This is a genomic window from Crateriforma spongiae (genome assembly GCF_012290005.1).
Classification (GTDB): Bacteria; Planctomycetota; Planctomycetia; order Pirellulales; family Pirellulaceae; genus Crateriforma; species Crateriforma spongiae.
Genome location: NZ_JAAXMS010000004.1, coordinates 328,690 through 342,868, shown reverse-complemented (window position 1 = coordinate 342,868; position 14,179 = coordinate 328,690). Strand labels below are relative to the sequence as shown.

At 59.2% G+C, this 14,179-nt stretch carries 10 protein-coding genes; 6 read left to right on the top strand and 4 right to left on the bottom strand.

The features are described 5' to 3' along the window. Nucleotides 1-206: 206 nt before the first annotated feature. The 5 genes from HFP54_RS12755 to HFP54_RS12735 all read left to right on the top strand — a co-directional run bounded on the left by HFP54_RS12755 (nucleotide 207) and on the right by HFP54_RS12735 (nucleotide 4,452). Entirely contained in the window at nucleotides 207-1,841 is a 1,635-nt protein-coding gene (locus HFP54_RS12755) for a hypothetical protein (protein WP_168565414.1), read from the top strand. Nucleotides 1,842-1,963: 122 nt separating this feature from the next. Beyond that, nucleotides 1,964-2,179 carry a 50S ribosomal protein L35 gene (gene rpmI / locus HFP54_RS12750; protein WP_146413840.1) on the top strand — a complete coding sequence of 72 codons (216 nt, stop codon included), beginning with the start codon at nucleotides 1,964-1,966 and terminating at the stop codon, nucleotides 2,177-2,179. 243 nt (nucleotides 2,180-2,422) lie between these two features. Then, nucleotides 2,423-2,782: a 50S ribosomal protein L20 gene (rplT, locus tag HFP54_RS12745; protein ID WP_146413841.1), complete on the top strand. Its 360-nt coding sequence runs from the start codon at nucleotides 2,423-2,425 to the stop codon at nucleotides 2,780-2,782. A 71-nt stretch (nucleotides 2,783-2,853) separates the two neighbouring features. After that, a complete protein-coding gene (gene pheS / locus HFP54_RS12740; RefSeq protein ID WP_168565413.1) occupies nucleotides 2,854-3,882 on the top strand; it encodes a phenylalanine--tRNA ligase subunit alpha in 1,029 nt (342 codons plus the stop codon). A gap of 222 nt (nucleotides 3,883-4,104) precedes the next feature. Further along, complete coding sequence (locus HFP54_RS12735; protein WP_145297488.1) at nucleotides 4,105-4,452, top strand: hypothetical protein; 348 nt, start codon at nucleotides 4,105-4,107, stop codon at nucleotides 4,450-4,452. A 45-nt stretch (nucleotides 4,453-4,497) separates the two neighbouring features. On the opposite strand, the gene HFP54_RS12730 is transcribed toward HFP54_RS12735, so the two are convergent. The 4 genes from HFP54_RS12730 to HFP54_RS12715 all read right to left on the bottom strand — a co-directional run bounded on the left by HFP54_RS12730 (nucleotide 4,498) and on the right by HFP54_RS12715 (nucleotide 10,598). Continuing rightward, complete coding sequence (locus HFP54_RS12730; protein WP_146413843.1) at nucleotides 4,498-4,965, bottom strand: ferritin-like domain-containing protein; 468 nt, start codon at nucleotides 4,963-4,965, stop codon at nucleotides 4,498-4,500. Between the two features lie 267 nt (nucleotides 4,966-5,232). Next, a complete protein-coding gene (gene glgB / locus HFP54_RS12725) occupies nucleotides 5,233-7,494 on the bottom strand; it encodes a 1,4-alpha-glucan branching protein GlgB (RefSeq protein WP_168565411.1) in 2,262 nt (753 codons plus the stop codon). Nucleotides 7,495-7,583: 89 nt separating this feature from the next. Then, nucleotides 7,584-8,390: a ribonuclease H family protein gene (locus tag HFP54_RS25630; protein ID WP_235951724.1), complete on the bottom strand. Its 807-nt coding sequence runs from the start codon at nucleotides 8,388-8,390 to the stop codon at nucleotides 7,584-7,586. 528 nt (nucleotides 8,391-8,918) lie between these two features. Then, the gene (locus tag HFP54_RS12715; protein ID WP_168565410.1) at nucleotides 8,919-10,598 is read right to left on the bottom strand and encodes an RNA polymerase sigma factor RpoD/SigA; all 1,680 of its coding nucleotides are present in this window, start codon (nucleotides 10,596-10,598) and stop codon (nucleotides 8,919-8,921) included. A 387-nt stretch (nucleotides 10,599-10,985) separates the two neighbouring features. Here HFP54_RS12715 and HFP54_RS12710 point away from each other — a divergent pair, with 387 nt between their 5' ends. Beyond that, on the top strand, nucleotides 10,986-14,177 hold the full coding sequence (locus tag HFP54_RS12710) for a [protein-PII] uridylyltransferase family protein (RefSeq protein WP_168565409.1): 3,192 nt from the start codon (nucleotides 10,986-10,988) through the stop codon (nucleotides 14,175-14,177). The last annotated feature ends 2 nt before the right edge of the window (nucleotides 14,178-14,179 follow it).

The following is a 14,179-nucleotide window of genomic DNA, read 5'->3' as shown; positions in this document are numbered from 1 at the left end:
CCACCACACCGCCGGTTTTGGTACTCAGCCCATTCGGGACCTGCCCGATCGCTAGGTCATGCACCAGGAAACCGCGTGAAACTGACGATCCCCTGGCGGTCGACTGTCATCACTGTTGAAACCATTCGATGCGATCGCCGGATCGGCGTTCGCGGGGCCGTCATCGTATGAGCGAACAAAGCGTTTTAAAGATTGGAACGGCCGGGATGCTTGTCCTGACCGCGGCGATCTTTATCCACGGACGAATGCGTCGCGGCACCGATTCCGTTCATGCCGATGCTCGATCCACGGACGAGCCATCGGTCCGTTTGGCTTCGTCGGATTCATCATCGGCCGCTTCGATACGTCCGCCCGCCGAGCTGGACATGGCGTTCAACGCGACGGCCGAGGCCGAACGATCAGGTCGACGGAAGTTCGGCCAAGCGATGGGCATGAAACCCGGCGTCGAAGCAAATTCGAATCTTGCCGGTACCGCGGTTTCCGATTCAGCGAGCGCGCCAGACGAGATCAACGGGATCGAAACCAACGGGATCGAAACACCGAGTGAATCGTCAAACCTATCGCCACCGGGCCGTCTAGCCGCTGAAGCTTGGGCGGCCGCCGATCAACATTTGCGGCCCAAACGCCCCGTGGGATCATCAGCGAAATCGTCGCAACCGCCTCAAACGCTGGACACCCGTCAAGCCGGATTCACGGCATCCGAATCACCGCTGGTGCGTGTCGGTCGGATCGAAGCGGTGCCCCAGCGAAGCGACCTGCGAACCTTGTCGATGATTCCGCGGACGCCGGGCGAAGTCCTGCGGTTGTATTCCGCGGCTCGCGATCAATCGTGCCGCTTGCTTGGCGAAGGCGTCGCGGTGCACGAACCCTTACAGATCACGCCAGGCTCCGCTGGTGTTTTCGGTCGTATCGACGCGGTCACGATCGGCTTGGAATTGGCTCAAAGCGGTCGTGACCAGTTGCCTTCGGTCACTCAATCGCAAGTCCTGAAATACTTCCAAGAACACCGCTTGGCCGTACAACCGATCGTCTATCACGACGCCAGCGGCCAGTGCTATTTCGGCAACGAATGCAAAGCCGCCTTTTTCCGCCAGCTTTCTCAGTCGGGGCCGGGATCATCGGTGACCGGCAACCCCGAACCGATGATCCAGTCCGCGGTGTCGCGATTCCGATCGTTGGGCATTGTTCCCGACGGACGATCGGCGGGACGACGTTACAGCCTGACCGATGCCCCGGAAATGGGACGGACCCTGGCGTTGGCGTTCGCCTACCAGCAAGAAACCGGATCGCTGACCCAAGGCCGCACCACCGTGGTGGAACTGATGCTCTTGCACCTGCCACGGGATTTCGGCCCCCGCAATCCTCGCCCGTCTGTGTTCATCACCCAGGGCGGCGGCGCGACGCTGCATCAGTTGTCCGCGCCCCTGCGATCCCCGGTCGCCGCGTCGGCATCGTCAAGGGCCCCGTCGATCACCGCCACGGTGCGGTTTGACAAAACCACCTTGCTGGGCATGTACCCGGCCGATCCAGTGGTGACCGATGTTCAGTTCCGATCGGATCGATCCGTTCCGCTGGCGACGCTGTTGGCACGACTGGATGACGAATCCGGCGGCAGCGATGACGAGGGCGATCCGGCGACGCTTTCCAGCTTGTTGGACCAATTCGAATCAATCGCCCAGCAATCGGAGTCCGATCCCAATGGTTCCGGGGACGCGTCGATGCACTGGTTGGATCGAATTCGCATGGAAAAACAGCGACAACTGCAACAAACGCTGCAATCCGCCGGGCGGCCGGACAATGGCGACTCGGCACTGGGCCGATCGTTGCCGCCGCTGCGTTGACGCAGCGGGCCGTTTCCGGGCGGAAAAGTCGCACACGGACCTTTCATATTCTGCGGCAGGTCGCTACACTTCGCCGCTTCAAATCACGACGACGAACGTTCATCGATACGGACCCCACAGCGATGTCCAAAGGTAAATCCAAGATCAAGACCCACAAGGGAACCAAAAAGCGGTTCCGTCTGTCCGCCAAGGGCAAGGCGATGCACCGTCCGTCGGGCACCAGCCACCTGGCACAGGGTCTGAGCAAGAAACGTCGCCGTAACCTGCGTGGCACGACCGCCGTCGATCCGTGCATGGAGCCGACGATCCACGCCGCTTTGAACGGATACAGCAACTAAGTCCGGATCCGCAACGGTTGATCTTGGCCACCCTTGGTCGGCCGCGACACGTTGCACGACACCGGCAATTTCTGTCTTTCCACCCCGCGTCCGGTCGGCAAACCGGACATGCCACGGCCATTTTGCCGCTGGCGACAACCCGTCTGGGCATGAACATCGGTCCCGCCGTTTCGTGGATCGAGGCCTGAGGACGGGACATTCTTCATGATCCAATAGCATCACCACAGCAAAGGAACCCCAGCCATGCGTGCAACCAAAGGCGCCGCGCGTAACAAAGCCAAGAAACGTTTGTTCAAGCGAGCCAAGGGGTATCGTGGCGGACGCGGAAATCTGACGCGCACCGTCAAGGAAACGTTGCTTCGCAGTGGTGCGTATGCGTTCCGTGATCGTCGGGTTCGCAAGCGTGAATTCCGCAAGCTGTGGATCATCCGGATCAGCGCCGCCGTGCAACAGCACGATCTGCGGTACAGCGAATTCATTCACGGGCTGAAGAAGGCCGGGATCGAATTGGACCGCAAGTCCCTGTCGCACATGGCGATCGAGGACAAGGCCGGCTTTAAAGACTTGTGTGACAAGGTCAAAGAAGTTTTGGCAGCCGCCTGAAACTCCTGTGCGAAAGCTGAGGACGCCGGCTGAACCAATCCCGGCGTCCCCCACTCACCCTTCACAAGCCAATGTCCCTGCAACAATTCGTCGCCGCGTTGGACGACTTGGCCGATGACGCCAAGCGCGCGTTCGATGCCGCCGCCGATCCGGACACTCTGGAAGAAGCCCGCATCAAATTCTTGGGTGCCAAGAAGGGCTTGTTGAAATCGATCCAGAAACAAATCGGGTCCGTCGGCAAAGAAAACATGCCGACCGCCGGCCAGCGTTTGAACGAAGTCAAATCGCTGATCGAGCAGACGTTCCAAGCTACCCAGGACCGATTGACCGGGGATGCCGCCGACGGCGCCGACCCGACCTTCGATCCCACCCTGCCGGGCATCGCACCAGAAATCGGCCACGTTCATCCGATCACCCAAACCATCGATCACTTGATGGAGATCATGGGCCGGATGGGCTTCGAAGCTGCCGAAGGCCCCGAGGTGGAAGATCCGCACCACAACTTTGTGGCGCTGAATATCCCCGAAGACCATCCGGCACGGGACCCGCTGGACAATTTCTATCTGTCCGTCGGTGACGGCCAAGCATCGCGTTTCGTCGAAGGCACGCGGTTGCTGCGCAGCCAAACCAGCACGGTCCAGATCCGTGTGATGGAACAACGCCAGCCGCCGATCCGCATCATCTCGCTCGGCCGGGTGTACCGCCCGGACGCCCCCGACGCGACCCACTTTCCGATGTTCCACCAGATGGAAGGTTTGATGGTGGACCGGAACGTGACAATGGCCAACCTGAAGACCGTGTTGCGGATCTTCGCCACGAACTACTTGGGCGATGATGTGGAAATTCGTTTCCGCCCATCGTTCTTTCCATTCACCGAACCCAGCGTCGAAGTCGACTTTCTGTGGGACGGCAACTGGGTGGAATTCGGTGGTGCGGGCATGGTCGATCCGAACGTCTTCAAAGCGGTCGGTTACGATCCCGAGCAGGTCAGCGGATTCGCATTTGGTCTGGGCGTCGAGCGATTGTGCATGCGTCGCCACGGCATCACCGACATCCGCGACCTGTACAGTGGCGACCTTCGCTTCCTGCGCCAGTTCTGACGCAAACATCGCCATTCGCGCGGCGAAAGACGCGTCCGCCCATCCTGACTCCCACAGCCGAGCCCTCGTGGAGGGCTCGCGAGATTCGTTTTCGCCACATTCGCGAAGCGTAAGGCGTTCATTTGCGGAGCGACAGGCGGGAACGAGTCCAGACCGAACGACGATCGTAAAAACAGGATTTCGCATTGACCGCGAAATCGCCGCCAATAAACTGAAGCGTTATTGAGAATCGTTTTCAACAAAACGCTTGATTGGGCGGGCGTCGTGCGGACCGAATCAGTTCTAGAAATTTTGCCGGGTTTGACTGACAGCCAGCGGCTGGTGATCGCCAGCGAGAGCTGTGATTCGGGGTGTTCGATCGCACCCGAAACGCTGGTCCTGCGTCACGAAAGCTATTCCGATCACGTCGGATGGTTCGTACAGAGCCGCGTGTCGATCGAGCCGCATCAGTTCGCGGCGTTGCGGAACGTGATCACATCGCGTGGCGTGCGGGCCGTGCCCCACAGCAACGGGGCGTCGGCGGCCGAGACGGCTTCGCCGACCATTCTGAAATTCCCGCACGCGGGATAATCCCACCGCGGATCCGGTCACGGACCCGCGATCGATCGAGCATTCTCAGCCGATCTTTTTCTTCGAATCGTCTTCGATGATGCCGACGTTCTGGGCCGCGTCGGTGTTCCGCAGCAGCTTGCTGTACTCGTCGACGCCTTCTTGTTCCTGCAACAAGATGTCTTCCAGAAAGACGACCAGTGCCCGATCGCCGTCGGCCAGTTCCAACGCCTTGGTGTACATCTCCACCGCCTTGGATTCGAATTCCAGGCTGTACTGCAGGACTTCCTTCAGATCCTTGGATTGACGAATCTCATTGCGGGTTGCAACCGGGACTCCGCCCAACGCGACGATCTTGTCACCGATCAACTGCGCGTGTTTGAAGGATTCCTTGGCGTCTCCCAGGAACTTTTCCGCGTAGACTTCGCGCCACGGGCCTTCGTGGATGAAGCTGTTTTGCGAATACTGGGCGACACCCGTCCATTCGTGCTTCAGGATCTCGTTCAGAATTTCAATGACCGGTGCATAATCCATAACGGCAATCTCTCTCTTATGTCTCGACGGGTTGTGTCTGGATCGGGATGACTTGCAACGCCAATGCCAAGTCGCCAGGGAACCGTATCGGTTTGCCGCTTTTTGTCAAACTGTGTCCGACGTTCTTTTCAGCAGTGTTTTGTCTGTTGAGAATGCGATTCAAAAGCCGCAGCCATACCTTGCTGAACGGGCGCTATAAAAAAAACAGCCGAGACGATAACGTCTCGGCTGTCACCATGGATTGCGGCTTGATCGATCGGAATCGAATCAGGCGTCGTTTTCCAATCGGAAGATCGTCACGGCCAACGGCGGCAGATCGACTTGGATACTGTCGGGACGCATATGGTGGCCGAGGCCAGTGGTTTCGCGACCGGGATAGTTCCCCATGTTGCTCCCACCATAGGCTTCGCTGTCGCTGTTGAAGATTTCTTTCCAGTAACCCGACTGTGGAACACCGACGCGGTAATCCTTGCGAATGACCGGAGTGAAGTTACAGCAGACCAGAATCGGCGGAGCGTCATCCAGGCCCTTTCGCAGATAGATCAGCACACTGTCTTCGGCGTTCTGGCAGTCCACCCATTCGAATCCATCACCACTGAAATCCAGTTCGTGCAGCGACGGGTTATTGATGACCAGCTTGTTCAAATCAGACACCAACTGTTGCACACCACGGTGGGTGTCAAAATCCAACAGGATCCAATCGGGTCCGGCTTCGCTATCCCATTCGTTCCACTGGCCGAATTCACCGCCCATGAACAACAGGTTCTTTCCGGGGTGCGTCCACATGTACGAGTACAACAGACGCAGGTTGGCAAATTTCTGCCACATGTCGCCCGGCATCTGGCTGATCAATGATCCTTTGCCATGGACCACTTCGTCGTGCGACAAAGGCAGCACGAAGTTTTCGGTGAAGGCATAGATCAAGCTGAACGTCAGTTCGTTCTGGTGATACTTGCGGTGGATCGGTTCGTGACGCATGTACGACAAGGTGTCGTTCATCCATCCCATGTTCCACTTGTACGTGAATCCCAGACCGCCGTCGTAGGTCGGTCGCGACACGCCGGGCCACGCGGTGGATTCTTCCGCCGCGGTGACCGCGCCGGGGAACTGTTCGTGAACCGCAATGTTGAAATCACGCAGGAAATCGATCGCTTCCAAGTTCTCGCGACCGCCGTATTGGTTGGGAACCCAATCACCCGATTCGCGGCTGTAATCCAAGTACAACATCGACGCGACCGCGTCGACGCGCAAGCCATCAATGTGGTACTTATCCAACCAGAACAGGGCATTACCGATCAAGAAGTTACGGACTTCGTTGCGTCCGTAATTGAAAATCATCGTGCCCCAATCCGGGTGTTCGCCCTGACGCGGGTCGGCGTGTTCGTACAGGGCCGTACCGTCGAAGCGTGCCAGACCGTGACCGTCTTTGGGGAAGTGGGCGGGGACCCAATCGACGATCACACCGATGCCGTTTCGGTGCATGTAGTCGACGAAGTACATGAAGTCTTCCGGGGATCCATGCCGGCTGGTCGGGGCAAAGTATCCGACCGCTTGGTAACCCCAGGAACCGCTGAACGGGTGCTCCGAAACGGGCATCAATTCAACGTGGGTGAAGTTCATGCGGTGACAGTATTCCGCCAACCGCTTGGCCAAGTCGCGATAATCCAGCCAGCCGTGCGGACGCCCCGGGCCTTTCATCCAGCTGCCCAAGTGGACTTCGAACACGTTCATCGGCGTGTGCAACGGATCTTGGGCCGCCCGCTGTTCCATCCACTCTTCGTCTTGCCACGAATGGACCGTCAAATCGGCGACGATCGACGCGGTCAGCGGCGGCAATTCGGCTGCGAAACCAACCGGGTCCGATTTGTCGACCCATTCGCCGTGCTCGGTCAACAGACGGAATTTGTACCGATCGCCGACCTTGGCGCCGGGGATGAACAATTCCCAGATGCCCAAGTGTGGGTGGATCCGAGCGGTGTGTTGGCGTCCGTCCCAGCCGTTGAAATCACCGACGATTTGGACCGTGCGGGCGTTGGGTGCCCAGACGGCGAAGTTCACACCGGCCTGGCCGTCGATCGTGCGGACTTGCGCGCCCAACCGTTCGTACAGTTGATAGTGACGGCCTTCGCCCAACAGGTAACGATCAAAGTCGGTCAGGATCGATGGGGCGGCGTAGGGATCATTGACTTCGCGAAGTTCGCCGGTCTTGTCAGCCATCTGAATGCGGTATCTCGAGTGTGCGGAACTGCGGGTGGTCGGATCGCCATCTTCTTCGGCTCGGATCGGTTCGTCGACCACCGGATCACAAATCGCTTCAAAAAACCCGGCCGGGTGCAGCCGACGCATGGTCCGCCGTTGGCCCGCCGAATCGATCACCCAAGCCGACTGTGCCTCGGGTAAATACGATCGGATCGCGGTAGCGGTTTGCCCGCAATAATCGATCGTGTGAGGCCCCAGCACGCTGGAGGGATTTTCCATGTGCCCGCTGACAAGGCTGTTGACAACGGACAAGGGAACTTGGGTTTGCATGGTATCACCGGGTACGCGTATCGAAGGTGAAGGTGGATGGTTTCGAGTCAAAACGGGTCGGCCGTGGGGAAGCCGGTGATGTTCGGGAATCAGGTGGATGCAGCGATCGTCGTGCCATAAATGGCTGCGTCGAAGTGCCGCGCGGCGATCCGCCCGCCTCCGCTTTCGGCGGCCGGTCCCGGCGTCAACAGCCATCGACGCAGTCGGTCGGGGACCGCTGCGGCGGAGGCGACGGCTGTTGAAACGCCATTGATCGGTGATCCGGAACGGTCCGACGCTTCGTCGGTATCGACGGCGGATCGTGTGGGACGGTGCCCGCGTCGTCGTCGCGTGACCGGGACGCCGCCGGTATCGACGGTTTGGTGCGGCGCGTCGATGCGGACCGTGGATGCGTTCGCGTCGGCTTCTTGGTCCAAACCAGCGACGGGGTCTTGGCCCAAGCTGACGGTCCGTGAACTGATCAGGCACGCGTCGACGCGGTGGATCGACAGGGCGCGGTCGACCCGTCGCCACAGTTCGGCGTGCTGGACTTCCACGCGGCGGCCAAAGTGTTCCCAAACGAATCCGTTGCGACGCCAGCGCGGAAGCGAATCGGTCAACGATCGAATCAGGTAGCGATTGCTGGACAGCAAGGTGACCGACGACGCACCGTCGATCGCTTCCAATCCACGCAGGGCCGCCATCACACTTAAGCGGTTCAGGTCACCGAATTCGACGTCGCTGGCTTCCAGTACCAATTCGCCGGAAGCATCTTCCAACGAAAACTGCCAACTGCCCTGCTCCAACGATTCGGCGTGGGCCTGGCAGACCAACAAGTACTGCGACAACGATTGATCGGAATGCTGAAGCGGCGATGGCGAATCAAGCTCGCCCACCGCATCCATCGAAAACAGCATGGGTTCGATTTTCTCGGGTCGGGGACGCCATCGTGCGACCACTGCTTGCACCCGAGAATCCGTGGGTCCAAACCTGGGCCGATCCGATGACGGACGGTCATTGAAAGCGCAATCCATGCTGGCGGACGATTTCCCAAAAACAGAAAACGCCGATGCCAGTGGAATTCGGCAAACCCGACGGGAACCATGAGGTTGACCCGACCAGAAAAGTCAACGCGAATTGTCCAGCCTTCGCGCATGCGATAAGACCCACAGAACCGTCGCTGTCGGCCGTACAAACGGACGTCCCCCGATGACGATCGGCGTCGTTGGATCGGTCATGCCGTCTGTGCGCATTGGATGTGCACAGGACAACTCAGTGCCCGCGACGCATCGGCCAGCACAGTCGCGACCGAGCAAAAGAAAACCCCGCAGCGGATCTGCGGGGAATGCACACTTGGGGCCAAAGCACGCTTTGGAATCACGTGCGGAAAACCAAATGCCATGGTTCCCACGCGATGGATGACACGTGGGAATGCGGCGGAAGCACTACAGGGCTTCGCTGCCTTCAAACATCGTCACGTCGGCACCGTCCAGGAAGCTGACCAGCGATTTCGCACGATACGGTTGCTGCAACTTCCGTACGGCTTTGCTTTCGATCTGGCGAACACGTTCACGGGTGACCTGAAAGATCTTGCCGACTTCTTCCAACGTGTACGTGTACCCGTCGGCCAGACCGTATCGCAGCCGCAAGATTTCGCGTTCGCGATAGTTCAACGTTTCCATCGCCAAGTCGATCTGTGCTTTCAACGCTTCGCGATTGGTTTCCAGCAACGGATCGTCGTCACGGTGGTCTTCCAAGAATTCACCGAACGCACTTTCCTCGTGATCGCCGACCGGCTGGTCCAGCGACAACGGCTGGCGTGACATCTTCAGGATCACACGAGTGTCTTCCAGGTTCAAACCGCTGCGATGGCTGACTTCTTCGGCGGTGGGTTCGCGTCCGAATTCCTGAACCAAATCGCGAGTGATTTGGCGGATCTTGTTCATCGTGTCGATCATGTGAACCGGCACACGGATCGTACGGCTTTGATCGGCGATCGCACGAGTGATCGCTTGGCGGATCCACCACGTCGCATACGTGCTGAACTTGTATCCTCGTTCGTGTTCGAATTTGTCCACCGCACGCATCAGCCCCGTGTTGCCTTCTTGGATCAAATCCAAGAACGACAAACCACGATTGCGATACTTCTTGGCGATCGACACGACCAGTCGCAAGTTGCCGGCCGACAGAACACGTTTGGCGGCATCGTAGTCTTCGCGGAACGCATCACACTGACGCACACGACGGGACAACGTGCGGGGTGCTTCCAAGGTCAACCGCATCAGGTACAGCAGTTCGCTGCGCAGTTCATCGGCGGTCGGCATGCCCGGCATTTCCAAACGTTCGGGATGTGCCAACAGTTCGCGGATCTCTTCCATCCGCTTGCAATTCTTTCGCAGACGTTCGAACACGGGCTGCAGCTTGCCGGTCCGCAGATTCATTTCTTCGACCAGCCGAACCGCTTTGTTGCGACGCACGACCAAGTTTCGCCACGCGGCGCGGCGTTGACGTTCGGGCAATCGCTTGTTGATCGCGGCCATGTAGTCCGAACGATTTTGGCTAAGCAAGTGTTGCAGGGTGCGGACGTTGGGCACGATCCGCTGCATGATCGCCTTCTTTTCCTTGGCATTGGTCACGCTGACTTCGATCGTTCGGTCGAGTCGCAACTGTTTGTCACGGACTTGTTCCAGCAACTTGCAGGCGGCTTGCAGGACAAAGTCGGTCGCCAACAGGCAATGGCGGTACCGAACGCGGGTCTTTTCGATCTGGATCGCCGCGGACACTTCCTGGTCCCGAGTCAGCAACGGGATCTGGCCCATTTGCATCAGGTACATTCGCACCGGGTCTTCGGTGGGATCGGCTTCGCTTTCCGGGTCGTCGTGTCGAGACGTGCTGGACGCTTCGCCGGTTTCGTCCTCGATCGCGTCGGCGAATTCTTGTCCCATCACCCGACTGCGGCGGTTGACGGACTCCTCGGCGTCAAATGCGTCGTCTTGCAGACTTCGTCGGCGAAAATTCTTGTCCATCAACGTCTCCTCGTCACCCGTGGCGGTTTCGTCTGGTTGGTGGGAGGGGTACCAAGCAGGACGGGTGCCGGAGTGGAACTGGGGAGACATCTGAATCATGACAAGCCGTTGTGAACGTTAGACTTACGCAAAAACCAAGGCCGGCGATGGCGTCGCGATTCGGTGCCAAGTGATGCGTCCATGCGGCATCACGTGTTGCGAAAAGTCGACATGCGTTGTTGAAAAGCGTCGCGCCACCGTTGAGACTTCCCGACCCAACATTCCCCCGTGACAGCGAAATTCCTTGCAAAGCGATCGTTCGCCGACGGACCATTCGGAAACGAACCGTTTGCGAACCAATCCCGTTGCGAAAAAAACTTTGCAAATAAACCCTGTGCACTCCAACGGTAGGTCACGGCTAACGACCTACACCGACCGGTTTTCACGATTTACAATTTTGACGTCGGGTGATTCCGGTAAGTTCCCCGGTTGGAAGACCTTTATCCTGTGCCTGAATCTGATCCCGCATCCCGTTCTGACGACTCGGCGGCCCGCCCGGCGTCGTTTTCCAGTGATACCGTCGTCTTTGCGCGGTGGGACGGGATCACCGCGGCGATGTGCCACCACAGTGATCGGGTGGCCGGCCAGCTTCGGCAGCTGGAACAACTTTCGGTGCCCGAAGATCTGCTGGACAACCTGAAGCAGCGGTTGTCGGAGGAACTGCTGAAGTTTGACCGGATCGATGCGGTCATTCATTTTCTGGTCCGGCATCTTCAGGCGGCCCGCAGCCCCACCGCCGCACTGGCGTTGTTCGAACGTGACCCGGCGGCGTTGTCGGCCTTGTTGCAAATGTTTGCGACCAGCGATGTCGTGGCCGAAGCGATCATTGCCGACCCTGAATCGTTCGACCTACTGCGTCTGACCGACGGCCAACCCGCGAACGTTCAATACCTAGTCGACGAATTGGTCGCGGAATTATTGTCGATGTCGGACCTGCAGCGGGCCGCCGATTGCGTCCGTCAATTCGCGATCCGCGAAACGATCCGCGTCGCCTATGGTGAATTCGCCCATTCGATGGTGCCCGTCCAAGCCAGCGCGGAATTGGCCACCATCGCCGACGCGATGGTGATCGCCTGTTTGGACGACGCGGTCCGGCGGGTCAGCAACCAGTGGGGATTGCCCGTCCAAGTCGACGGGGCGCCGCCCGAATTTGCCGCCATTGCGATGGGGGCGTGGGGTGCAAAAGAGCTGACCTACGGCGGTGAAGCCGACTTGATCTTGCTGTGCCAACAAATGGACCGCAAGAACAACGCCCACGTGGCGTTTTATCAGTCCGTGGCTCAGACGACGTTCATGCTGTTGAATCACGACACCCCGCTGGCGTTTCGATTCAACCTGAATCGGCAACCACGAATCGATCCCGACGATTTCATCTGCAGCTTGCCCGAAGCGATCCGTTTAGGCGAATCCCAGACACAAATCTGGCCTCGACTGGCCTTCGTTCACGGGCGGCGGGCTGGTGGATCGGAAAAGCTGGCCGACGCCTATTTGAAACGCATCCGCGCCGGTGTGTTCCGGCGATTGCTGACGCGGTCGGATTTGACGGAATTGAAAACGCTGCGGGGCAAGATGGAACGCCGCATCGAATCCGCAACCGACGACGGGTCGGAAACCACGCCGCCTCAATCGCTTCCCTCCGACATCAATCGTGACGCGGGCGGACGGACCGACATCCGTTACGCCGTTCGTTTTCTGCAATTGCTGCACGGCGGCGAAGACGCGAAACTGCGGACCGAAAACACGCTGGTGGCGATCGACGCGTTGGAAAAGACCGGATGCATCACGCACCAGGAAGCGTCGCTGTTGACCAACAACGATGCCAAACTGACGCGACTGGAACATCAGCTTTCGGTGATGAGCGGTCGGCGTGAATCGATGTTGCCCGATGACCCGGCACAGCTGCAACGTCTGGTTTGGCAACTGGGGCTGCGTGATCAGGCCGGGCATCGCGGGGACGTCGAGCGTTTTGAACGATCGTTGCGCGAGATCTTGCAAGTCAATCGCCGGATCATCAATCACCTGATGAACCACGGCCAGCCCGACGACGAATCGGTCACCGACGCGGAATCGGATGGGGAAGTCCCCATCGAAACCGAACTGATCTTGGACCCCAATCCGGATCCCGCGGTGGTCCGCGAAGTGTTGGACCGATACGGTTTCGGCGGTGCCCAGCGGATCATGGACGACCTGCAAGGCCTGGCGACCGAAAACAGCAGCTTTCTTTCGCCACGGCGATGCCGCCATTTCTTTGCCGCTCTGGCGCCGGATTTATTGCGAGAAATCGCGACCACGCCCGACCCACAATCCGCGATGGACCGATTGGTGGAAATCGCCGATTCGATCGGCGCCAAAGCCACGTTGTGGGAACTGCTGAAATCCAGCCCGCCGACGCTGCGGTTGATGGTCCGGCTGAGCGCGGGTGCACCGTACTTGGCCAAAGTGTTGACGGGCAATCCAGGCATGATCGACGAATTGGTCGATTCGCTGGTCATCGACCAATTGCCATCGGCCGAGCGTTTGGACCAACAGTCGATCAGCCTGTGTCGCGGTGCAGTGGACTTGGATCCGATCCTTCGCAGTTTCAAAGACGCCGCCCACCTGACGATCGGCGTCCGCGACATGTTGGGCAAAGAAACAGTTCGCGATACCCACCGTGCCCTGGCAGATACGGCCGACGCGGTGCTGCGACGGATCGTGGAAAACGAACAAGAAAAATTGGCCGCCCGGCTTGGCGATCCCGTCGACGCGGGCGGCGATCCCAGCGAACTGTGCGCCGTCGCGTTCGGAAAACTGGGCGGACGCGAACCGAATTATCACAGCGATCTGGACGTTCTGTTTCTGTACACCGCCAACGGGAACACCCAGCGTCGTGTCGGCGGGCCACGTGCGACGACGACCAACCAACACTTTTTCAACGAATTGGCGGGCAACGTCATCAACCACGTCAACGGGGACGTCCGTGGGCCCCGGCTGTATGACTTGGACAGCCGTCTGCGTCCCACCGACGAAGAAGGCATTCTGTCGGTCACCATCGACACGTTCGCACGACGTTTCACCCAAGGCGTCGCGCCGCTGTGGCAACGTTTGGCACTGTGCAAAGCACGACCGTTGTCGGGTTCCAAATCGGCACGCTTGCGGATCAACGAAATCATCGCCGATGTGCTGCGACGAACGACCTGGCACCCCAGCATGATCGGCCAGGCGCTGCAGATCCGGACTCGCATGAGCGAAACGGCGTCTCCGCAAAACTTCAAGCGTGGCGTGGGCGGCACCGTGGACGTGGAAATGCTGACCCAGATCTTGCTGTTACGTTGTGCCGGCCAGACCGACCATGCGGGACTCGTTTCCGAAAACCGCGCGACCGGAACGCTGGAACTGATCGCCGCGCTGGCCGACGACGGCCGGCTGGATTCCGGCGACGCCGATGCGTTGTCGGCAAATTATCAAGCGCTGCGTTCGATCGAAGCCCGGCTGCGGCTGATGGATTACGATCAGCGTCACGAATTTCCCGACGATGCAATGTCGCTTCGCACCCTGGCGTTCCTGATGCGGACCGACGTCGGCGACTTACAACAGCAATACCAAGACGCCCGTGACGGCAACCGCCAGATCTTCACGCGGCTGATGAAACCCGAGTGATT

Excerpts from the sequence above, each read along its gene's own strand:
- HFP54_RS12755 (WP_168565414.1), top strand. The coding sequence starts at position 207 with ATGCTTGTCCTGACCGCGGCGATCTTTATCCACGGACGAATGCGTCGC.
- rpmI (WP_146413840.1), top strand. The coding sequence starts at position 1,964 with ATGTCCAAAGGTAAATCCAAGATCAAGACCCACAAGGGAACCAAAAAG.
- rplT (WP_146413841.1), top strand. The coding sequence starts at position 2,423 with ATGCGTGCAACCAAAGGCGCCGCGCGTAACAAAGCCAAGAAACGTTTG.
- pheS (WP_168565413.1), top strand. The coding sequence starts at position 2,854 with ATGTCCCTGCAACAATTCGTCGCCGCGTTGGACGACTTGGCCGATGAC.
- HFP54_RS12730 (WP_146413843.1), bottom strand. The coding sequence starts at position 4,965 with ATGGATTATGCACCGGTCATTGAAATTCTGAACGAGATCCTGAAGCAC.
- glgB (WP_168565411.1), bottom strand. The coding sequence starts at position 7,494 with ATGCAAACCCAAGTTCCCTTGTCCGTTGTCAACAGCCTTGTCAGCGGG.
- HFP54_RS25630 (WP_235951724.1), bottom strand. The coding sequence starts at position 8,390 with ATGCTGTTTTCGATGGATGCGGTGGGCGAGCTTGATTCGCCATCGCCG.
- HFP54_RS12715 (WP_168565410.1), bottom strand. The coding sequence starts at position 10,598 with ATGATTCAGATGTCTCCCCAGTTCCACTCCGGCACCCGTCCTGCTTGG.